Source organism: Rhizobium sp. CCGE 510, from assembly GCF_000292525.1.
Taxonomy (GTDB): Bacteria; Pseudomonadota; Alphaproteobacteria; order Rhizobiales; family Rhizobiaceae; genus Rhizobium.
In genome coordinates, this window is the sequence record NZ_AEYF01000053.1 from 33,958 (window position 1) to 56,066 (window position 22,109).

The 22,109-nt window shown below is 58.0% G+C and carries 18 protein-coding genes and 3 pseudogenes; 3 read left to right on the forward strand and 18 right to left on the reverse strand.

Translation table 11 applies throughout. The features are described from left to right. Nucleotides 1-341: 341 nt before the first annotated feature. From RCCGE510_RS30405 to RCCGE510_RS30415, 3 genes are all read left to right on the forward strand, one after another. Nucleotides 342-1,547 (forward strand): aminotransferase class I/II-fold pyridoxal phosphate-dependent enzyme, encoded by a 1,206-nt coding sequence (locus RCCGE510_RS30405; protein ID WP_240539725.1) that lies wholly within the window; start codon nucleotides 342-344, stop codon nucleotides 1,545-1,547. A 226-nt stretch (nucleotides 1,548-1,773) separates the two neighbouring features. Next, a complete protein-coding gene (locus RCCGE510_RS30410; protein WP_007636807.1) occupies nucleotides 1,774-2,532 on the forward strand; it encodes a GntR family transcriptional regulator in 759 nt (252 codons plus the stop codon). A gap of 209 nt (nucleotides 2,533-2,741) precedes the next feature. Next, nucleotides 2,742-3,467 carry a response regulator transcription factor gene (locus RCCGE510_RS30415; RefSeq protein WP_007636808.1) on the forward strand — a complete coding sequence of 242 codons (726 nt, stop codon included), beginning with the start codon at nucleotides 2,742-2,744 and terminating at the stop codon, nucleotides 3,465-3,467. Nucleotides 3,468-3,718: 251 nt separating this feature from the next. Here the strand turns inward: RCCGE510_RS30415 and RCCGE510_RS30420 are convergent, their stop codons facing one another. From RCCGE510_RS30420 to nifH, 18 genes and pseudogenes are all read right to left on the reverse strand, one after another. Continuing rightward, on the reverse strand, nucleotides 3,719-4,885 hold the full coding sequence (locus RCCGE510_RS30420; protein WP_007636809.1) for a uridylate kinase: 1,167 nt from the start codon (nucleotides 4,883-4,885) through the stop codon (nucleotides 3,719-3,721). After that, nucleotides 4,882-5,903, reverse strand: a pseudogene (locus tag RCCGE510_RS30425) (aspartate-semialdehyde dehydrogenase). Before RCCGE510_RS30425 ends, RCCGE510_RS30420 begins: the two are co-directional and overlap by 4 nt. Nucleotides 5,904-6,238: 335 nt before the next feature. Continuing rightward, a pseudogene (locus tag RCCGE510_RS30430) lies at nucleotides 6,239-7,087 on the reverse strand (pyridoxal-phosphate dependent enzyme). A 24-nt stretch (nucleotides 7,088-7,111) separates the two neighbouring features. Further along, nucleotides 7,112-9,567, reverse strand: a pseudogene (locus RCCGE510_RS30435) (glycoside hydrolase family 2 protein). A gap of 67 nt (nucleotides 9,568-9,634) precedes the next feature. After that, the gene (locus RCCGE510_RS30440; RefSeq protein ID WP_007636815.1) at nucleotides 9,635-10,594 is read right to left on the reverse strand and encodes a DUF1839 family protein; all 960 of its coding nucleotides are present in this window, start codon (nucleotides 10,592-10,594) and stop codon (nucleotides 9,635-9,637) included. A gap of 2 nt (nucleotides 10,595-10,596) precedes the next feature. Next, complete coding sequence (locus RCCGE510_RS30445) at nucleotides 10,597-11,505, reverse strand: amino acid--[acyl-carrier-protein] ligase (protein ID WP_007636817.1); 909 nt, start codon at nucleotides 11,503-11,505, stop codon at nucleotides 10,597-10,599. A 5-nt stretch (nucleotides 11,506-11,510) separates the two neighbouring features. Further along, complete coding sequence (locus RCCGE510_RS30450) at nucleotides 11,511-12,704, reverse strand: acyl-CoA dehydrogenase family protein (protein WP_007636820.1); 1,194 nt, start codon at nucleotides 12,702-12,704, stop codon at nucleotides 11,511-11,513. After that, on the reverse strand, nucleotides 12,704-12,955 hold the full coding sequence (locus RCCGE510_RS30455) for an acyl carrier protein (protein WP_007636822.1): 252 nt from the start codon (nucleotides 12,953-12,955) through the stop codon (nucleotides 12,704-12,706). The genes RCCGE510_RS30450 and RCCGE510_RS30455 overlap by 1 nt, the downstream gene beginning before the upstream one ends. Next, nucleotides 12,952-13,260: an exopolysaccharide production repressor protein gene (locus RCCGE510_RS35835; protein WP_342585740.1), complete on the reverse strand. Its 309-nt coding sequence runs from the start codon at nucleotides 13,258-13,260 to the stop codon at nucleotides 12,952-12,954. The genes RCCGE510_RS30455 and RCCGE510_RS35835 overlap by 4 nt, the downstream gene beginning before the upstream one ends. A 120-nt stretch (nucleotides 13,261-13,380) precedes the next feature. Continuing rightward, nucleotides 13,381-13,698, reverse strand: coding sequence for a ferredoxin III, nif-specific (fdxB, locus tag RCCGE510_RS30465; protein ID WP_007636839.1), 318 nt, complete (start codon nucleotides 13,696-13,698; stop codon nucleotides 13,381-13,383). Further along, nucleotides 13,698-13,901, reverse strand: a complete 204-nt coding sequence (locus tag RCCGE510_RS30470) for a CCE_0567 family metalloprotein (RefSeq protein WP_007636840.1) — start codon at nucleotides 13,899-13,901, stop codon at nucleotides 13,698-13,700. Before RCCGE510_RS30470 ends, fdxB begins: the two co-directional genes overlap by 1 nt. Nucleotides 13,902-13,925: 24 nt before the next feature. Further along, on the reverse strand, nucleotides 13,926-14,414 hold the full coding sequence (locus RCCGE510_RS30475; RefSeq protein WP_007636841.1) for a NifX-associated nitrogen fixation protein: 489 nt from the start codon (nucleotides 14,412-14,414) through the stop codon (nucleotides 13,926-13,928). 4 nt (nucleotides 14,415-14,418) lie between these two features. Then, complete coding sequence (gene nifX, locus RCCGE510_RS30480; RefSeq protein ID WP_007636842.1) at nucleotides 14,419-14,913, reverse strand: nitrogen fixation protein NifX; 495 nt, start codon at nucleotides 14,911-14,913, stop codon at nucleotides 14,419-14,421. Next, complete coding sequence (gene nifN / locus RCCGE510_RS30485) at nucleotides 14,910-16,265, reverse strand: nitrogenase iron-molybdenum cofactor biosynthesis protein NifN (protein WP_007636843.1); 1,356 nt, start codon at nucleotides 16,263-16,265, stop codon at nucleotides 14,910-14,912. The genes nifX and nifN overlap by 4 nt, the downstream gene beginning before the upstream one ends. Before the next feature lie 9 nt (nucleotides 16,266-16,274). After that, complete coding sequence (gene nifE, locus RCCGE510_RS30490) at nucleotides 16,275-17,765, reverse strand: nitrogenase iron-molybdenum cofactor biosynthesis protein NifE (protein ID WP_007636844.1); 1,491 nt, start codon at nucleotides 17,763-17,765, stop codon at nucleotides 16,275-16,277. A 58-nt stretch (nucleotides 17,766-17,823) separates the two neighbouring features. Further along, entirely contained in the window at nucleotides 17,824-19,365 is a 1,542-nt protein-coding gene (gene nifK / locus RCCGE510_RS30495; protein ID WP_007636845.1) for a nitrogenase molybdenum-iron protein subunit beta, read from the reverse strand. A gap of 121 nt (nucleotides 19,366-19,486) precedes the next feature. Beyond that, the gene (gene nifD / locus RCCGE510_RS30500) at nucleotides 19,487-20,989 is read right to left on the reverse strand and encodes a nitrogenase molybdenum-iron protein alpha chain (protein ID WP_007636846.1); all 1,503 of its coding nucleotides are present in this window, start codon (nucleotides 20,987-20,989) and stop codon (nucleotides 19,487-19,489) included. A gap of 106 nt (nucleotides 20,990-21,095) precedes the next feature. Beyond that, nucleotides 21,096-21,989: a nitrogenase iron protein gene (nifH, locus tag RCCGE510_RS30505; RefSeq protein ID WP_007636849.1), complete on the reverse strand. Its 894-nt coding sequence runs from the start codon at nucleotides 21,987-21,989 to the stop codon at nucleotides 21,096-21,098. Between the last annotated feature and the right edge of the window lie 120 nt (nucleotides 21,990-22,109).

Sequence of the window (22,109 nt, forward strand, 5' to 3'; positions counted from 1 at the left end):
CTGCTGTCGTTTGGTTCAAGATGCGACACGATCACGTTGGAACGAAATCCTGCTGTGCGAAACTTAGCCTTGAAAGATCTACAGATAATCTGTTCTGGCGCTCCCTCGGCGGAGTTGGCACGGCTATTGATACTCCTTGACCAGCTACTAGGATTGGCTTGAAGCCGGGACTTGGTGCTACGGGACATGAGGTGCAGACCCGCTGTTATGCAGGCTCCCTCAGAACGGCCTAACGACGTTGCCGTTTATGAACTTTGAGCCGCGGTGTGATGGGATTGAACGTTGACCGCTTAAGATAAAACAAGCGCAGTTATCTTATGGTCATGTCGATGGAGAGTGACGTGAACAAGCAGAGATTCCGTAATCTTGCAAGTGTGATTGAGAGGTCGAGATCAGATTTCGACTACGCGTACTCCAAAGGAATAATGACCCTGTATGCTCGGTCGCTTGAGCATCGACATGTGGAGATCGGGCCGGGACGATCAGTTATCGACTTCGCGAGAGGCAGCTATCTCGGGCTTGATAACCATCCACTGATCGTGGACGCTGCAATAGCAGCATTAGCGTCATATCGCTCAATACAATGGTCCGGTGCGCGCACGAGATTGAATTTTTCGCTAACTGGAGATCTCGAAAACAGCTTATCTGAACTTTTCGATGCTCGGATAGTCGTTTACTCGTTGGTTCTGACGGCGAACATGAGCGCGCTCCCGTTGCTCGCATGCGGGGCTTTCACCAGAGGACGTGAGCCGGTACTGGTCTTCGACCGATTTGCACATGCCACTTTGGCATACCATAAGGCCGTTTTGGCCGAAGATGCGCAGGTTCTGCAAATTAGACACAATGACGTTGAGGAACTGGAGGGTATTTGTCAGAAACACACTTGCGTCGCCTACATATGCGATGGTGTGTATTCAATGGGCGGAAATGCCCCGATCAGTGAGCTATTGCGTCTCCAAGAACGTTATGGGCTATTCATCTACATCGACGATGCGCATGGCATCTCAATCCGCGGAAGGCATGGCCAAGGATATGCCAAATCCCAAATCGCAGATCTCGGCGAAAACACAATTATCGCGGCTTCTTTAAGCAAGGGCTTTGGAGCGACCGGCGGTGTTCTCATGCTTGGGACGGACGAACAGGAGAAACTGCTTAGACGTTACGCCGTCCCGCACGCATTCTCAATGGGGCCAGACTTGGCCGCAATTGCGGGTGCCTTAGCATCAGCAGAGATTCATCGTTCTACGGAATTGGGTGAGCGCCAGGCCCGCCTGAGTAGGGTTATTCAAGCTTTTGACGAAAGAACCCCGACGCAATCATCAGGTGACGGAATGCCGATCCGGATGATTCCGATTGGTGAGTCTCGGGCAGCTGTGGATACGGCGGCCGAGCTATTGCGGCGCGGCTTTTATGTGGCCGCAGCATTCTATCCAACGCTACCCCGAGACAAGGCTGCTTTGCGCGTATGCCTGACTGCGGACCACAGTCAGGATGAGGTCACCCAGCTCTGTGCGTCCATCCGGGACATAGCTAGTGCCCGTCCATAACACCCGTCTTTCGGGTATTCCCGTGGGTAAATTGCGCGTTCGAGCCGATCTGCAGTGCATGTCGTCACGGAGTGCGCGGACCACGGTCGCGGAGGGCCGATGAGATGAGGCGAGAACGACTGACATTTGCATGCCCGATTTGTGATCCCCATTTAGACCCATATACTGTTTGTTTCACGACTTCTGGAATGCCCCCGTTGCGAGGATCTGAAAGCTGGAGGATAATTTGAGCACCTCAAGATCCGCTGTCCTGAGAGACCATGTTTACGAGGAATTAGGTGCTTTGATAGGCGGCGGGCAGTTTCCTCCAGGCGAGAAAATCACCATCCGAAACCTAGCCAAAGACTTTGCAATGAGCGCAACTCCTGTCCGTGAGGTCCTCTATTGCTTGATATCCGAGGGTGTTTTACATGGTGAAGCGAACAGATCCGCCTTCATACCGCTTCTAACGCCCCAGCAAATTGCGGAACTCAAGGACATTCGTTTGCACATCGAGTGCTTCGCGGCAGAGCGCGCTGCGCTAAGGGGTACAACGGAGATTGCGGCAAGGTTGCGCGAGACATCGGCAAAACTGAAAACGGCTCGTGCCGCCGGTGACCGTCGTGCGGACCTTGCGCTGGTATATAAGTTTCAGCGCCAACTTTATGCCCCATGCGCGATGCCAAACCTTATTCCAATCATCAATTCACTTTGGCTAAAAACGGGGCCATACTTAAATTTGCTTTTTCCTCATTACATTTCTGGGATACAAACCAACCGCGGAGATTGGCGCGAAAGGATAGCTGCTGGCGTTGAGAACAGAGATGCCGCAGCAGTTGTGGACGAGGTCAAGCAGAGCGTTGATCAATCTTTGACCTATATCGCCAAAATAGTTGCCGCCGCGGCAATGCTAAAGACTTCGGACGGAAACTTACTACCGCGTCCGATCACTAAAGAAAGGAGACAAGTGAATTTAATCACCATCGAGTGCCCTTCGCGCCGATAAAAAAGAACCGCATCAAAGTCCGGTCCAATCATGCTGACTTGAAAGCATAGTGTCGGCGGCCAATCATTGCGTCGGCAATCCTGTCTCCCATACTATGTAATCAAACGTCGCCTTATCAGTCGCAGCAGAGTGCTCTTCGTGTCCAAAATTCAAATTCGACAGAACCACAAATTGAGCGGCAGGTCGAAGGCAAATCTGAGGGGTCTACGATGTCGAACGACGCTACTAATACGGGTTTCCTGCCGCCGCCATTGGTACTGATCGCCGCGGCAGACGACAGCTTTCGCACGTTCTTGGAATATACCGTAAAGAGCAGGGGCCTCTTTGTAGCCGGCGTGAGCGATAGCGAAGCACTTGCGAAGCGCCTCCAGACAACGGCGCCGGATCTGCTGCTTCTCGAATCACGTATACCCGGTGTGGAGACGCAGACACTCTGTGAACGCCTCCGCCTGGACCGCCGAACCCAGTCAATGTCGATTATCGCGCTTGCGGCCGAAGGTGACGAAGCAAGTCGAAAAGAGATGCTTGAGTCCGGTGCCGACCAGTTTCTGAGCAGACCATTGTCGCCCGAGATACTCATGACAAGTATTGGCGCGATCTGGCACGAGGCGAATTGGGATCCCGCCCCCAGCAAAAGAGAACTCTTGACCTTTCTCGATCTCGAACTGGATGTCAGCAGCTATCGCGTGCGGCGGAATGGACGTACGATTCATCTTGCTCCGATGCAGTTTCGATTGTTGCGCCACCTCATGAAGAACCCGCATAAGGTATACTCCAGGGATGAACTGCGGGCCGCGGCTTGGCCGCGCGCTGTTCATGTTGGCCCCCGCACCATAGATGTCCACATTGGCCGCTTGCGAACGGCTCTCAATAGCATGGGCGAACAGGAACTCATACGCACAGTATGGTCCATCGGATACGCACTTTCCGACTAGGCATTTCAGGTGATTTGTCTACGGTAGCTTTGTCGACCTGCGCCCTCCCCCCGCGCCCTCGATTCCACTGATGTTGGAGCCGTTGCGCACCATCGAATCTGCTTTGAAGTGACTACTATTCAAATGCCGGGAAAGGATGAAAGCAAACTCAATGTTTGCTCATTTTCCTGCTTTTTACGCGTTGCCCACGCGCGGAGAGGACCGACAGCCTCAAGCGGCGGCCCCATCCGCTTCGGCACCCCTGAACGGCCTCATTGCGAATTTTTTGGCGCGTAATTCGGACCGATGAGGAGCGAACTATGAGCGGAGCGCTGCTTAGCCGTTCTCGACGCTACTGGTTCGCCGTCTGTTCCGGGATAGATTCTTTCATGGATCTCGCGCGCCCGGCAAATCGCCCGCGTATAGTCGTCTTCCAAATAGATGCGCAACGTTGAAGAATCTAGCTCAGTCACTGCAGTTCTTGAGGCAACGGAAACCGCGCGATTGCCGGCCAGCGCGACAATCCGAAGGGCAAAATCAACGTCGCTTAAGATGCATAATCCGGCCCCGCGGTTGTCCTCGGTACAGATTGCGCTGACGTCCTCCTGATCAAGAAGCACCCGGAGCTTGTTGCGTTCCGCAAGGTTGCCGCACGATAACACCGCTGCGTCGCGAGCCAGTGTCACTGAGGGGGCATTATCATGCCCTGTGACAATTGTGCCACTAACTACTCCGTCGCTTGTAAGTGATTTGCAAGCAATGGTGACCGAGTAGTTTTCCGCATGCTCCACCGCCCTGTGGTGCAGTACTTTTGCGCCATATCTCGACATTCGTGCGATTGTCCCATAGCCAATCTTGGGTATCAGTCTCGCTCCCGGCACAAGATAGGGGTCTGCTGTATAGACGCCCGGAACGTCCGAGTATATTTCACAAGAGCGCTCTCCCAACATGGAGGCAATCACGACAGCTGTCAGATCAGAGCTATTTCTGCCGAGAAACGTTAACCTGCCAGACTGATTGATTGCCTGTCCGCCCGTGGCAATGACAATGTCATTTTCCTTTAGTGCTGCAATAATTGAATCAGGATCTACGCTTTCTATTGAAGCGCGACCAAAGCTTGAATTCGTACATATGCCAAGAGAATAGCCGTTTAAAGACATCACGGGAATCCCTTGCCGGCTCACGGCGGCCTCCAGCAGGCAGGCACTGAGCATCTCTCCAGTTGCGAGTGCCGCATCGAGGTTCGATGGTTTTACTTGCTTATTGACGCCGAGCATGACTGATTTGAGGTTGTCGGTCGTACCCGACATTGCACTGACCACGGCAACGATTTTGTCCTCCCCCGCCGCGAGTCGCTCGGCTAAATGCCGAGCGACTCGACCGAAGTCTTCAGGGTGCTGAAAACTAGAGCCTCCGAATTTCAGAATTGTTGCGTTCATTGGCCACCAATCACGTTGTTGGAAATTGCAAGCTTCAAGATGAGAGGTGCGTTAAGCGCCGCACCTTAAGATTATCTGCAACGATCCAGAGGCAGTACGGATTCTCGGGGTTTACTTTCACGCGCGCGACGTGAACAATCGCAGGATCTGTGAGATGGCGCGGCGTCGGATATCCTACATGAGGTCCGCCAACAGAGAGCCGAAAATCGGGCTCTAACGTCAGTAGCTCACGAACCTGTACGACATGAACGGACTCTTCTAGCTCGAGATAAACCGCCTCCGGATGGCCATTTACTACGGGAACCCGAACGCAGCTGGAGGTTAACCGCAGATGAGGCAGACCTAAGAGTTTTCGAGACTCTTGAAGGCGCTTGCGTTCTTCTAAAGTCACCCCCTCCGAGGTGATCTCACCAACTTGCGGTATTACATTGAACGCAAGGGGAAAAGGGAAATGCTTCGCGCGTGGCGGCGCGCGTCCAGCCAGTGCGGCTCTGGATCCTTCCAATAACTCGTCGATCCCTTTCAGGCCGCCCCCCGAGGCCGCCTGATAAGTGGTCAAAATGATCTGATGAACATGAAAGGCTGTTACCAATGGTCTGAGAGCTCGGACAAGCTGAATCGCGGAACAGTTTGGGTTTTCCACTATCCCCGAACGCGGGCGAGCCGCGAGCGCATTAGGATTAATTTGTGGTACGAGGAGCGGTACGTCTGGGTTCATTCGAAAGGCGTTCGAGTTGTCGATCACTAGGGCGCCCTGGGCTGCGAACAGAGGACCGTATTTGGCGCTTACCGCGCGCCCTGCCGAAAAGAATGCGATATCGGCTTGGGTGTCGTCGATCTCGTCGAGTGGCTCCACGATGCAGATTTCATCTCGAAACCTCAAGCGGCGACCAACCGAGGTGCGGGACGCTAGCAACCGCAAACGAGAGACCGGAAGCTGGCTCGATTCCAGCAACTTGATTAGCTCAGCTCCGACGGCCCCCGTGGCTCCGATGATAGAAATATCTATGGCTCTCATGATACTCGACCTCCAGAGGGCACTTCCGGGCACTCGCTGCCCGCGTGGCTATGTTCGCTGCTCCTATAGAGGCTGTATCGGGCCCTCGACTGGGGTATGATGGACGATTGCCGCCCACACTCTATGTGATGGTGGAATCATTAAAAACTACTATGTTCGGTAGGGGAGTAAAATGCACCCGCTGTGCATCACACAGAAAACCTTCAGCATACGCTATTTGTTGCAGGCGCCCTGTCACTGCCGCCGTTGGTTCTAAATTTCCGAGACTCACAAGAGCACCTTCGTGGAGCAGTGCGATCACTTGGCGGGTGCGTGCGCCGCAACATCGCCTGACGTCAGCCGTTGCGAAAGATATAGCTGTAACCGTTGATCGCCGGAGCGCCACCCAGATGCGCATAGAGGACCTTCGATCCCTCTGGAAAAAGCCCTTCTGCACGAGATCGACCATCCCTTGCATTGATTTGCCCTCGTAGACCGGATCGATGATCATGCCCTCCAACTGCGCGCACAGGCGGATGGCCTCCTTCGTTTCCTCTGACGGAATGCCATAACTGGGATACGCATATCCCTCGAGCAGAAGCACGTCGTCGATTTCCTCGCCGAGCTCAACGAGCGTTGCAGTATGCCGGGCAATTTTAGCACTTGCGCCTTGGCTTGGGCGGGGGTAGCGGAGGCATCGATCCCGATCACGTTGCGCTGTCGCCCATCTCTCGCGAACCCGACCACCATGCCGGCTTGCGTCGAACCGGTCACCGTGCAAACCACAATATAGTCGAAGCCAAATCCAAGCTGCTTCTCCTGTGCACGAACTTCCTCGGCGAAGCCGACGTAACCGAGACCACCCAATGTGTGAACGGATGCCCCGGCTGGTATTGCATACGGCTCAAGAAAATATTTCCGACTCGGTCGTAAACGGCATCTTCATGTGGTACCCAGCTCTCTTCTACAAGCACGCATTCATGCCGATCTTGGCGGCGACCGCCGCGACCATCCGCGTGTGGTTGGACTGCACGCCTCCGATGGAGACAATCTTATCGGCTTTCGACGCGATCGCAACGGGGATGATGTATTCGAGCTTAGGAAGCTTGCTTCCACCTTTCCCCCTAGATGCTTGCCGAGGCGGTCGAGCTTCTCGATAGCGTAGGTCCAAAGGTGAGCGGGTATCGTTCGAACTTTTTCAGCATGTTCTCTCCGGTGACTTACCTTGATCAGACTTCGACTATTCGCCGGCTACCCCGGGTTTTGATCTGACAGGTGGGAACAGTTTCCGCCGACGTTCCAGTTCTCGGATGAAGCCTCAACCGCCGCATGGGACCCGGCGGTAGGTGGAACCAATCATCCCCGCCCGATAGGCCTCAAGATCGATCTGTAGCGATTGTGCCAGCCGGTCGCTGCGCAGATCAAGGAACCAGTGATCGTCCTGATGCGCGATGGAAGCGGTGATTTCGGCCTCATGAAAGGCATTCGTCCTGCCCAAGGGGAAATAGAAAGCTTCCGCGATCAGCGCCTCGGTGTCGGGCGCTATGAGACGCGCTACCGTGACGTCATGCGACGGCGGGCCGAAGCGGAAGGCATAGGTGGTGTCGAAGAAGGCGCCGAGGAGATCGGTGCAGGCGATCTTGCACTTGGCGCGGGCTTCGATCGAGAGGCCAAGCTTACCGCTCACCACTTTTTGCCGGCCATCGCGCAGGCAGCGGACCTCGAGATCGAGGTCGAGCGTCACATTGCTCTCGTTGACCACATGCACATCGAGACCGTTATTGCCTTCGTCGGTGAAAAGCACCTGCACGGGCCGAAAGCCCGGGGCAGCGCATACCACGTTGGCTTCGGTTCCCGGGTCGAATCAATACGCCCCAGCCGGGCCAGGCAATAAATCCTGCAGCGTCCAGACCAGAGCGCCGTTGCAGCCCGAACCCTGCCGCCGCCACTCGGCATAACACTCTTCCGCGACTTCGCCGGTGACCGCCTGCGACAGAGCAAGATAGAGATCGGAATCCTCCCGGCGCAGCCGATCCGACCCGAAAATCATAGAGCTCGCGGAGATAATGATCGCGCACATCCTCAAAATCCCAGGAGGTGCCACGATCGCGCGGCACACGCTCCTTCCATAGCGGGCTTTGGACTGGAGGAACCGACAGATGCCGCGACAGCGTCCGGGCCTGTGGTACATGCGCGAAACCCTAGCTTTCCGCCGCAAAGCGGACATCAGCGCGGCGTGAGTCATCGAGAGGGCGCAAATAGGCTCCGACGCCGTATTAATGCGTCACCCCTTAATTCGGAGAAAACGGCATGGCGCCGCCGAAGGGCGAATTGACGACATAAGGACATCCGGCCGAAGCGATCGGGCAACCGCCGGTATGATCTCCTCGACGATGGGGCTCGGCCAGATTCGCTCCGGCAGGCCGAGCATCGCCGCCTGCTGGTGGATTTCGCTGCCGCCGCAAACGACGGCGAGTGATGGCGTGGCGGAAACGAACTGCGCCACTTCCGCCTCGACATGGGCGTTCAAAGCCTTATCGTCTTTCGGATAGTCGAAATTGGCGAACATGAAATCCTGCCAGACCAGCAGGCCGAACTCATCGCAGAGGCGGAAGAACTCCGGCGTCTCATAGGCCATAGTGCCGCCAATGCGGATCAGGTTCATACTGGCCTCCGCCGCCAGCCGCAGCCACGGTTCGTAATCGGCGCGACCGCCAGGTAGGCGCACGATATCGGCTGTGATCCAGACCGCGCCACGGCAGAAGATGCGTTCGCCGTTTACCATCAGGCCGAAATCCTGCCATCGGGGCCGCGATCGATCGTCAGCCGACGAAAGCCGGCGCGTCCGAGCGGATGCTCGACATCATCGATGATCAGCGTGACCTCATGGAGGTGCGGTCTTCCATGCGTGCGTGGCCACCATGGCGTCACACTAGGGATCTTCAGGATCGTCGTGCAGCGGCCGTGGCTATCCCGCTCGAAGGCCTGCTTGATCTCGCCGCAGCGAAGGGTGACCTCGCTGACATACCCTTCGATCGAAGCGAGGCATAGAGCAGTCCCTCGCCATCCTCAAGCAGATCAGACCGCAGCGAAAGGTCGCGAACGATGGGCTTATGCGGATGCAGCAGCGATACCGGCCGCCAGGGTCCGACGGCCTGTCTTTCCGGGCACCAGCCAGGCATATGGCCGAGCAGGGTCGTGCGCACCAGCCGCAATCCCTGCGGCGTGATCATTTGCGGCCGCCAGCGGGCGCGCGGGCCGGGTTCGCCAAGGCCCGGCTCCAGCGCACGGAAGCACAATGCCAGTTCGTCGCCGTCATGAAGGTGAACGGCAAGATCATGGGTTTCGAACATGCTCTCGGAGACGAGAATTTTCTGGCCGTTCAGGAAGACTTCGCAGAGCGTTGCCAGACCTTCCAGCCGCATACGGCATCGCCGGCATTAACATCGACCAACCGGCAGAGATACCAAGCGTCACGGTCGTTCAACGGATGCGGTTGTTCTCGGCCGAAAAGCCCGGCCTTTTCCAGCGCTTCCGCCACAGTGCCCGGCACAGGTGCCGGGATGAGACCAGCCGAAGGCGATAGATCCGAAGGCGAAGCGCCGGCGCCCGCATCCGTCAGAACCAGATTCCAGCCATCGCTCTGCAGCGCGTCGCCGCTGATATCAGCCAAACGCCCTTGCATTGGATCCCCCAACTCAAAACATGATCCCGATAAGTGAAAAGCGACTTTTGGAGGAGATCATGTTCAACTACAGCTTTTGTTGAAGCAGGCCCATCATGGAATCCCATGCATCCACGGCCGGCTCAAGCGCCATCTGCAACGGCTCGAATTTCTTGCGCGTCACCGCTCGGGCAAGCTGGAACTGCACCGATTTCGCCACTTCCGAAATCCGCCGTGCCTCACCAGCCGCCTCAGCGAAATCCGCCGACAGCCAATCGAGATGACTGCCCGCCAGCTCGAAATTGGCCCCGAGTTGGCGCAGCGTATTGAAGGCATATTTATGGAAAAAGCCGAAGGACCGCTCGGCCACCGCTTCCGCCTGCGCCGGGAAAACCGCTGCGAAAGCACGTATGGGGTTGGCCGTGGGGCGGCGGGAGAAATGGAAATCCAGGAGCTGCCGCGATGTTTGCCGAATGGCGGATTCTCCCGGCGCCTTTTCCGGGAATTTAGCAAATTCGGTATAGGGCAGGAACGGGGGATCCTCTTCCGTAAGCTGCAACTGCAACAGTCCGTCGAAATCCTCGCCCGAAAGGCTGAAGAAGCCGCCATTGTGAAAATAGTCGATCGAACGGCCCGCGATATCAAGCCGATTGATCGCCATCGTCGTCTTGCCGTGCTCGCAGCGATAGCCGACGCCCTGCGTATCCGGCATAAAGAAGGGGTCCATCTCCACCAGGCAAAGCCGGCCACGACCGATCTGTTCGGCAACGTGATGATGGACCTCGTCGTAGATCGCCAGCTCCGTGCAGCGGATGCCGTAGATCGCTTCGAGATCTTCGAGCGGCACCTTGAAGAAGGGGAACTGGTCGCCTTCGAAATCCAGGGTCACAGTGAAGCCGAGCATCGCTTCCGGAGGCAGCCAAAGCGTGTTCAGCACTTCGATCCAGAGGTCGACATAGCAGTTGGTTTCCGGCCACATGCGCTCGCTGGCGTGCAGCGCGTGTGACTTATGGGTAACGGGATCGAGGTCCCTGAAGACGGAAGCCATGATCAACTCCACAGTGCCTTGCGCACGCTCTCGGGCCATTCCACGGTATCGAGCCCATGATGATGGAGAAGCGCAAGCGCGATCCGCTCCAGTCCGAAGCCGACGCAGGCGGTGTGCGCGACACTGCCGTCCTCGAGATTGAGACCCCACTTCGTCCCGAAAGCGTCCTGATGGTAGTTAAAGCTCATGCAGGCAGTCGGATTTGCGGCCGAGGTGATCGGGATCAGCAGTTCGAATTTCAGGTTCTGGTCGCGCTGGTTGTTGGCAAGCATCTTGCCGGCGCGGCCGAAGAACGGATCGTTGGCGACGTCGATCGTCACGTCGAGGCCGACGGCCTTCATCATCTCGACGCCGCGATCCATCCAGCGCTGGCGGAAATCGGTGACATGCTGTTCGGTACCCATGCAGACATATTCGCGCATGCGGAACAGCTGCTGGCGGGCCGGATCCTTCGACGGCTCGTGGCGGAAGCAATAGGATTGCAGGTCGAAGAGGCCGCCTGTCTTCGGCAGGTTGCCGCGCTTGGCGATCGTCGGATAGAGCGGATAGCAGGCAGCCGGCGTCAACACGATATTGGTCGCCTCCTGTCCCTTGGTCCAGTCCTCGCCCACCTCCATGCATTGCAGCAGGCTGACATGATCGAGTTCGCTGCCGCAGAAGCTGTGCACCGTGCCGGCGAGTTGCGGAAAGCTCTTCATGTAGCCGCTCTTTTCGAAGAAGGCGCGGTTCATGCCCGGCGGAAAGCGCATGGCCTCCGCGCCGTCGGCGCCGCCGAACGTGTCGACCAGGCGCTCGAAGGCAGCGATCACCTCTTCGAACTGGCCGCTGCGGCCATAGAGCCCGTCGATGCCGGTATCGATCAGCAGGCCGGATTCGAAAAGCCGGTCCAGAAACGAGGTCTGCATATCCATGACTGTCACCCCAGTAGGCTAGTGTCCTGCTTATGGACAAGAAGCATGCTCGACGTATTGCCGAGGATGCGGTCGTTCGAAATCATCAGCTGTGCGGAATGCGCGTCGCGCAGATGGCGTCCGAGGCTGAAGGGCGTGCCATTCTTGTAGCCCATGATGCCGCAGATCAGCATGGCATGGTTGACGATCTCCAGGATCGTCTCGGACGAGGCGATCTTGACGTTGTTCATCGCCACCGCAAATCCCATCGAAGATAGCCTGTCGGCATCGGCCTTGGCATCTTCATAGGCCTTGAGGCCGGCAACCACGTTGGATTTCACCATCTGCAGCAGGTTCGAAACCTCGGCAAGGCGCAGCGCGCCCGGCGGCTGGGCATCCGGCGCCTTGCGGGCAGCGGCGCGCACGAAAGCCTGGGCGCGCACAACGGCATCGACGGCGATGCCGTACCAGACGCCGCTCCACAAGAGGTGCGAGGAGGCAAGCATGGATTGCGCCGCGATCTCCGCGAAAGGCTTCGGCAGGATCTGCTGGGCCGGCGCCTGCCCCTTGAAGAGGAATCCGTCGGAGCAGGTGCCGCGCATGCCGAGCGTGTTCCACGCGACCGTGCGCTCAAGCCTGTATTGACCCCTGAGGAAAACCGTTAGCACCTGGTCGGACGAGGCGGCCTCGGGATGGCTGCGCGAGGTGATCAGAACCGCATCGGCATGGGCGCCATAGGAGATGACGGTCGCATCCTTGTCCAGAAAGCAGGTGCCGTCCACGACCTTGATGGCGCAGATGCTGTTTCGCAGATTGCCACCGATCCCGCCTTCCGTCGTCGCCGAGGCCAGCAGAAGCTGTTCCTTGGCGATACGGCGCATGAGATCGCGGTGCCAGTCACTGCCGGCGGCGTGTTCGACCAGGCTCGACAGCTTGATCTGGTGCATGGCGAAAACCATGGCGCTGGCCGCACATTTCTGCCCGAGGATCGAGCAAAGCTCGGCGATCTCGCTGATCGACGCACCCCTGCCGCCCAGATCGGCGGGAATCTGGATCGACAGCAGCCTTTCGGCGCGCATCGCATCTACAGCTTCGCGCGGGAAACGGCCTTCGGCATCGACTGCATCAGCATATTTGCCGGCGATCGCCGCGACGCGTGCGGCGCGCACCGCCGCCGCGTCTCCGGCCCTGGCTTCAATCAGAGCGCCCGCGACGTTCATCAGACGACCTTTCGGCTATCCAGGATCATGCCAACCGTCTTTTCGATGGCGACGATGCTGGCAAAGGATTTACGGTTCAGCAGATTCTCGGGAAACTCGATATCGAAAGCCTCTTCGATGCGGAGCATGAGTTGCACCGACGCAAAGGAAGACAGCCCCGCCGCATAGAGATCGGCGTCGTCGGCAATCTGATCCATTGTGACGGGGAGCGCAGCACACTTGGCCAGCAAATCGCGAATAGTCTCATTCATCCTGGAGTCCCTCTAGGCAATCGCAAACACGGTAACGGCGTCTTATCCTGAGCCGAGAGGTAATAGTGAAAGGCCACCCAAGGGAGCGCCGATACTCGGAGGGTTTGACCCGGTTGGAGCGCGTCGGAGCATTCATTTGTCGCCCTCATGATACGCTTGCGACTGATAGCGTCCTTCCTGGCAATGATCGAACGCTTAGCCCTTTGGCGACCGCTCTGAGCGCGGCTAGACCGCCAGATGAGAAAGAGCATGCTTGCGAAATAAGCCACTTGAAGAAGGAGCCAAGCACCCATCGTTGTGACCATTACGATGCGGATGGAATGCGAGACGAAGTAGCTCGTTGGGGCGCTGGCGCCGACGACGAGCAGCAGGAGGAGACAAAAGATTCTGAAGGGCAACACTGTTCTCCTGATTTGTTCGCAAGATCACGCAGCAACCTTGTCTGCGGCAACATGAGTCTGGCAGTTCTTCGGGCAGACGCGGCCACAGGCTCCGCAGCCAATGCAACGGCCGGCATGGTCGACGACCATCATCATGCGATTGAGCTCGCCATCGAAGTCGTCGTCCTGGCCGTCGCAGATGCCGAGGATTTCACCGGTGTCATCGATTCCGTGAAGGTGCATGACCTCGCGCGAGCAGACCTTAAAGCAGCGGCCGCAACCGATGCTGGTCGTGCCATCGATAGCGGTCAGATATTCCGGCATCCATCTGGAGCCATAGCGGGTAACGAAAATTGGGCCCATCATCGTGAGTTCTCCAATGCGCCGAGCTCTCGTTTCGCAGCCTCCAGCTCGGCAAAAATCCCGAACGTCTTCTCGGCGGCCGCCTTGATCTCGGTCCAGTTGACCGGGAGGTCCTCGGCTAGGTCGTGCAATTCCATCTTCGCAGTGCACGCCCGCGACTGCAGCTTGCGGACCTTCTTCAGCTGCTCCACAATGTTTGGCATGATCTCTTTCCTCGAAAACTGATTTCATGATGCCCGCGCCACATTGGGATAGACTTCGATGACTGCGATCGCATCGTCGACCAATTTTGTGCCGACCTCGGCGAGTTTCCCAAGCGTCTCAAAGCCGAACCGGTGGACATCGCGCAGGGTCTTCGACAGAACGACCAACCGTCCAGTCGTGAAAAGCACGCGGCCGAAGCCCTCATGGCCGATCGTCATGATCGGCGATGCCAATAGGCCTGTGCACTCTTCGATCACAAGCCCCACGCAACTGTAAAAATTCTGGAGCCTCCACAGCACATCCGGATCGGGATCGCCTATGATCGGGATCTTACGGCGCTGCTCCTTGGTGAGGATGAAGTCGGCCAGCAGGTCAGCGTCCGATTTGCCCTCCCACGCCCCATGGGCATCCTGAGCGCGGATGAGCCTTATGAGGCATCTGAGAAAAGGGGTGGCGAGATCCCCATCCTCGTTGATAGCAGGGCCATCGGTGATGCCCGTGAGTGTGGCCATTTTTTTAGTCCTCCTCGTCGAAAGGTTTCTTTTCGGTGGCGCCTGCTTCGGCTAGCACCTTGCGCAACCAGGGCGGTGGAGTCGTCCTGAGCATCGCCCGAGTTTGAGACAGTACGTCTTCAATCAATTGAGCATCGGGTACTTTGATCGGGTGGATTTTGGCCGAAACGACCCTTGCTGCCGAAGGCCCGCCAATCGCCAGACAGAACAAGAGGTGACAGCCTTCCAATGCCTTCACCTTGGGGGCAATGCGATCGTCGCCCTCGTTTCGATGCATTCCGCTCTCATCGGAAACGTCTTCGAAACACAGGACCTCCACGAGTTTCCAATCGTCGGGACTGACGTCAAAGACCGCGAAGCGCTTGGCCGATCCGAAATGGGCGTCAAGACATTTCATATCTTGGGTGGCGATTGCTACGCGCAAGGCGCCAGCCTTCCGCTTCGGAGCTGCCGAGTGAGCCCCGTCAGAGACGATGGAGAGGCGACGGGCGGCGGTCATCTAGCCAGTTCTCCTTTGCGGGAGGGATCAAGCGATCCAGGACACGGCGCGCGCTGATTGGCCTGGAAGATGTTGGAAGCATCGAAGATCAGGTCGCGCGTTCCCTGATAGAGACTTGTGATCTTATGCTGGCTGCCGAGTCGGTCGAAAATCGGGAAGCCCACCCGCATAAGCGGAATGCCAAGGCGCTCCGCCGCTTGTCGTCCATGCGAATGCGTAACAAGAAGATCAGCGTCGACGGCAAGTTCTTCGAGATCGCCAAGATCACCCACCTGGAGCGATTCGACCGGCATTTCCTGGATTATTTTTGAAGTGCCGGTCGTGGTGACTGCCGCCGTAATCTTGGCGCCCATGCCGGTGAAGAAGGTAGCGAATTGGTAGAGCTGGTCCGGCTCCGCAGCAATTGCGATCTTCTTGCCGCCGAAATGGAAATGCCCGTCGAGCAGGGCGTCCTGCAGCTGTGCTCGGCGACGGCGAATGTTTGCTGGCACCGGCGCACCTGAAATCCTTGAAAGCAACGAGACGAACCGGTCGGCTCTTTTCAATCCTGTCAGCGACTGGAACAGTGCGTAAGGCACTCCCGTCCGGGTCCGCAGTAGCTCTGCGGGGCGGCGCATATGCTCGCCGATCGCGATGCATTGTGCCGCCGTGCCAAGCTCTTGTATCTCGTCGACGGGAGTACCGCCATAGGTGGTCGGCACCCAACGATCGTCGGGCACCGTGCCGTCGAGCGAGCCGGAAATGTCCGGAAGGATTACCGGCTTCAGACCGAAGCTTTCGACCGTTTCGCGCAGAAGCTCGATGTCGGCGACTGTCACATGCCATCCTGGTAGGATCGCAATCTTCTTTTGATCGTGGCTTTGCTCGCCTTGCGTGGTGATGCGCTCGATCATAGAGGTGACGGCCTTCGCCCATCCCTCTTCGATCGCTCCCTCGAAATCCGGTGTGCTCGCCAGCACGATCTCCGTACCCGCAAGCTCATCGGCACGATCCCGCTTGATGTTGGTGAGATCGCCTGCAAAATCTTCGCCGCGGGTTTCCACCAGGGCTGTCGTGCAGATTCCGATCAACTTCGGTTTTGCGCGCCTCTTGAGATTGAGTATCGCCTCTTCCAGATTGCCTGCGCCGCCGAGGATCGTCGCCACTGCGTCCAATGCCGTTGTCTGCAAGGGAATGGCTTCCTTGAAGTGCCGGACTAAAAGTACGAGAGCCAGGCTGGTGCAGCCCTGGCTGCCGTGGAACAGCGGCACTGCACGCTCGACACCAAGAAAGGCGAGCGCGGCGCCGAGCGGCTGCGACGATTTCAGCGGATTGACCGCAGCTGATTTGGTCTGGGGAAAGACTTGAACCATCGGCTTTCCTCAACGCTTGCCGAAGCTGCCGGCGACCGCGCCGACAAAGTTTTGCAAGGCGTACCCAGTCTCGTTCTCGCTCTTGGTATTCGTCAGTTCTTCTTCCACCGCATGCTGGCATTCCCACGGTGCCGGCTCCCGCACCTCCATCCAGATCGGATTGTGAATAGCAAGATCGATCTGGCGAACGAGCTCCACCATGCCGTCATAGCCGGCATAGGGCTGGTGGCGTTCCTGGTTGATATCGAGCCAAGGTGTCTTGGCCTTCAGCGCGATGAATTGCGTGCGTCCGCCAGACAACATGATGTCGGCTTTACCGTCGGCGAGCATGTTATAAAGCTCGCGCGGCGCCATCGACTCGAACAGGTGGTTTTCGTCTTTCAGGAGTTGCTTGATACGTTCCTTGTCTTCAGGCGTGGATTTCTTAACCGAGGTGCCGACGAACTCGATGCCCACCTCCATCAGTGCATGGACAATCGACCAGGACTTCACGCCGCCGGTGTTGAGCAACACGCGCTTGCCTTCAAGCCTTGGTCGATATGCTGCGAGTTTCTTCCAGGCAATCGCCTCCTCCTCCGCGATCAATGCCTCGGTGCGCTCGAGGATTTCGGGATCCGCCCCCTGCGTCACGAGCAGCTTGGCGATCTGCCTGAGTGCTTCAGAGGTGTCGGTAATGCCGTAGAAGGAGCCTTCGAAGAACGGGATATCCCAGAGCTCCTCCATTTTGCGGGCGAGGTTGATGAGTGCTGTCGAGCACACCAACATGGACGCCTTGGCGCGATGCGCAGAAGCAATGTCAAGATATCGAGCGTCTCCTGGAATGCAGGCCCGCACTCTGATCCCCAGCCGGTCAAGAAGCGGCTTCACCAGCCAAAACTCGCCGGATAGGTTGAACTCACCAATGATATTGATGTCGTAGGCGGTCACGTCGTTCGGCTCTACGCTGCCGATCACATGATCGAGCAACGCTTCACCGGCGAGCTTATTGCCAAGGTTCTTGGAGCCGGCAAAGCCCGGTGCGTTGACCGGCACCACCGGAAGGCCGAATTTTTCGGCGGCCCGCTTGCAGACCGCCTCGATGTCGTCGCCAATCAATGCTGTCACACAGGTCGAATAGACGAAGACCGCCGGTGGAGCATAGGCCTCCTTGATCTCGCGGATTGCTTTAAAAAGTTTCCGCTCGCCGTGCCCCATCACCACGTCGGTTTCAGTGAGGTCGGTCGTGAAACTCGTGCGCCAGAGCGTTGGACCTGAGGAAGCCGATCCTCGGTTGTCCCAGGAATTGCCCTCACAGCCGAGAGGCCCGTGGATCAGGTGCGCGACGTCGGTGACGGGCTGCAGCACGATCTTGGCGCCATCGAAAGCGCATCCGCCGGCTGCCGCCCCGGGGATCAGCGGCTTCGAGCAGCCGTTCTTACGCGCCTTGGAATCCTTGCTGCGGTTCTTCTCGCAGGCAGGCTCGTCGAAGACATCCTGGACTTTAGCATTGAGCGAGGGCATTGCGGTCTCCAAGTTCAGATGAAGGCGGCCGGCCTCACAAGGCCGACCGCCGCCGCTCCTAGCGGGTCAGGTCGTAAGAATAGTCCGTCACACCCGGCTCGCTCGTCTCGCGATCGAGCGTGTCGAAGATCTTGTCGAGGATCGTCGTCACGACGCGCAGGCCGCCCTGGTAGCCCATGAGCGGGAAACGGTGATGATGGTGCCGGTCGAATATCGGAAAGCTCAGCCGGATCAATGGGGTGCCGGTGTCGCGCTCAAGATACTTGCCATAGGAATTGCCGATCATAAGATCTACCGGCTCGGTAAAGAGCAGCGAGCGCAACGCCCACAGGTCCTTGCCCGCCCAGACCTGGGAAGCCTTGCCGAAGGGCGAGGATGCGAGCAACGCCTTCATCTCGGCTTCCCAGGCCGACGTGCCGTTGGTAGCAAGGCAGTGGGTCGGCTCACCGCCGGTTTCCAAGACAAACCGGGCAACAGCGTAGACGAAGTCAGGATCGCCGTAGATCGCGTATTTCTTCCCGTGCAGCCAGGCCTGGCTATCTGCCATAGCGTCGACGAGACGGCCGCGCTCCAGGCCGAGTGCCGGAGGAATTTCCTTGCCGGTAATCTCCGAGACCTTCATCAGGAATTCATCGGTCGCCTGGACACCCAGCGGATAATGGAACGAGGCCGTAGCCTGACCGACCTCCTTGCAATATTCCAGCGTTTTGCGCGTGTTATAGTGCTGCAGCGACAGGGTCGCTTCGGCGTTCAACGCCGTTTTCACGTCCTCGATCTTCGTGCCGCCGTCATACATGCGGTACGTGCCGTCAGACGGCGTGTCGAACTGGTCGGAGGCATCCTGGATGAAGATGTAGGATACGCCCATCATGTCGAGCAGGCGCTTCAGTTCGCGGTTGTTGCCGACGCAGAAGCCGTCGAAGCCGGGAATGATGTTGATGGCTTGAGCAACCTCCTTCCGCTCGTTGCCTTTCCAGAAGTTCTCCAGAATGCCCTTGATCATGCCGTCATAGCCATCGACGTGGCTGCCGACGAAGGCAGGCGTGTGGGCAAAAGGAACATCGAAGTCGTGCGGGACCGATCCTTCGTTCTTTGCGTTTTCGATGAAGCTGTGGAGATCGTCTCCAATGACTTCGGCCATGCAGGTGGTCGAGACGGCGATCATCTTCGGATCGTAGAGCTTGTATGTATTGGCGAGCCCGTCGATCATGTTCTTCAACCCGCCGAACACCGCCGCGTCCTCCGTCATCGAGGACGAGACCGCCGATGAAGGCTCCTTGAAGTGACGCGACAGATGCGAACGGTAATAGGCGACGCAGCCCTGGCTGCCGTGGACGAAGGACATCGTTTGCTCAAAGCCTGCGGCTGCGAAGACGGCACCGAGCGGCTGGCAGGCTTTGGCCGGGTTCACGACCAGGGCTTTGCGGCCCAGGTTCTTTTCGCGATACTCCCAGGTCTTCGTGAAGTCGTTTTGATCGGCAACGACCTGATCCGGGTGGGGGCATTCGAAATTGGCTTTCTTCTCGGCGAGCATCTGCCTGTATTCCGGCTCGCGGAACAGGGGAGCATGGTCGAGAACTTTTTCCGCCGACTGCGGCATAGTAAGCACCTTTCTTTTCATCGCGCCGCACCGGTGGCGGCAATGGGATGTCATCTGTCACGAGTGCGGATCAAGGCGATGGAAGTGCCTGGCCTGCCCCCTCCCAAGACAGGCCAAGCTCTCATTCGGCCGCAACCGCCTCAGCTGGCGCGGCCTTTTTTTTCCAGGGGACGTCGTAGAGATCCCACACCGGATTATTGATGGCCAGATCCATGTCGCGGGCGAATATGGCAAAGCCGTCATAGCCGTGATACGGGCCCGAATAATCCCAGGAGTGCATCTGGCGGAAGGGGATGCCCATCTTCTGCACCGGATACTTCTCTTTGATGCCGGACCCAACAAGGTCGGGGCGGATGCCTTCGATGAACTTTTCCAGCTCGTAACCGGTCACGTCGTCATAGATCAGCGTACCCTTGTTCACATAATGGCCGGTGCGCTGATAGTCGTCGTTGTGGGCGAACTCGTAGCCGGTGCCGACGATCCGCATGCCGAGGTCCTCATAGGCCGTGATGACGTGGCGAGGACGCAGGCCGCCGACATAGAGCATCACCGTCTTGCCTTCGAGGCGCGGCCGGTACTTGTCGACGACAGCATCGACCAGGGGCCGGTACTTGGTGATGACAGCCTCGGTCTTGTCGACGATTTCCGGACCGAAGTGCTTGGCTATTTCGCGCAGGGAGGTTTCGATCTGGGACGGACCAAAGAAATTGTATTCCATCCACGGGATGCCGTACTTTTCCTCCATGTGCCGACAGATGTAGTTCATCGAGCGGTAGCAGTGGATGAGGTTGAGCTTGGCCTTTGGCGCGCGCTCGACCTCAGCGAGCGTGGCATCACCCGACCAGTTGCCGACCACGCGCAGCCCCACCTCCTCCAATAGAATGCGCGTAGCCCACGCGTCGCCACCGATATTGTAGTCGCCGACGACGTTGACGTCATAAGGGCCGGTCTCGAACTCGACTTCGTTCTTGTCGAAAACCCAGTCACGGATGGCGTCGTTGGCGATGTGGTGGCCGAGCGATTGCGAGACGCCGCGGAAGCCCTCGCAGCGCACCGGCACGATCGTCTTTTCGTGCTCCTTGGCCTTCTTGCGCGACACCGCCTCAATGTCGTCGCCAATCAGCCCGATCGGGCATTCCGACTGCACGCTGATGCCGTTGTTGAGGGGGAAAAGCGCCTCGATCTCGTCGATGACCTGTTCAAGCTTCTTGTCGCCGCCGAACACGATGTCCTTTTCCTGGAAGTCTGAGGTGAACTGCAGCGTCACGAACGTGTCGATGCCCGTCAGGCCGACGTAGTAGTTGCGGCGTTGCGACCAGGAATAATGACCGCAACCGACCGGCCCGTGCGAGATGTGGACCATGTCCTTGACCGGCCCCCATACCACGCCTTTGGAGCCGGCATAGGCGCAGCCGCGGATCGTCATCACGCCCGGAATGGACTTGATGTTCGATTTGACGTCGCATTCGGAAAGCGCCTTCGGCTCATCGCCAGGCTCGTCGCCGCTCGTTGCGACGCTGAGGTGCTTCTTGCGGCGCTTTGCCGCCTTGTCTGGATATTGCGCTAACACTTCCGCAATGAGCTTTTCATGCAAAACGCTGTCATTCTCGTAATCAAGGCTCATGGGCCCCTGCCCCTTTCAAGGTTCGGGTTATGTCGTCGTCGACGAAGCGTCTTTCGTGGAAGGACGCGCTGGCTCAAGGGCCAGCGCGTCCTGTCGACAGCGGCAGTTATTGAGCCGCAGCCACCGCTGACTCCTTGGCCTGTAGTTCGGCCAGCATCTGCTCGTCGCTCTTCATGATGCCGAAGTCGAGCAGCATGTCTTCGAGCTCTTCCATGGTAATCGGGGTCGGAATGGTCCCTTGGCCCGAATTGGCATGGATCTTCTCGGCTAGCGCCCGATATTCCCCGGCCTGCTTGGAGTCCGGCGCGTACTGGATCACCGTCATCTTCCTGAGCTCGGCGTGCTGGACGATGTTGTCACGCGGCACAAAGTGGATGAGCTTGGAATTGAGCCTGGCAGCCAGCGCCTCGGAGAGGTCGAGCTCGCGGTCCGTCTGGCGCTCGTTACAGATCAGGCCGCCGAGCCGCACGCCGCCGGAATGGGCATATTTCAGGATGCCCTTGGCGATGTTGTTGGCGGCATAGAGCGCCATCATCTCGCCGGACATCACGATGTAGATCTCCTGGGCCTTGTTCTCACGGATCGGCATCGCGAAACCACCGCACACCACATCGCCAAGCACGTCATAGGAGACGTAGTCGACATCGTCATAAGCGCCGTTCTCCTCGAGGAAATTGATCGAGGTGATGACGCCGCGCCCGGCGCAGCCGACGCCCGGTTCCGGACCGCCGGACTCCACGCACTTGATGCCTCTGTAGCCGGTCTTGAGCACGTCCTCGAGTTCGAGGTCTTCCACCGAACCTTCCTGCGCTGCCAGATGCAGAACCGTGTCCTGTGCTTTGGCGTTCAGGATCAGCCGGGTGGAGTCGGCTTTCGGGTCGCATCCGACGATCAGGATCTTCTGCCCGAGGTCGACAAGCGCTGCGAGCGTATTTTGGGAGGTGGTGGACTTGCCGATCCCCCCTTTGCCGTAAAATGCGATTTGACGCAAATCTGACATATCGCCTTCCTTCTTTCGTTCCATCCATCGCTGAGTAAAAGGCCGGCAGCTCGCGCCGCCTCCCATGGCAATCTTCAAAACCCGTGCCATGTGGGCCGATCGAGCCAAAGAAAAGATCTC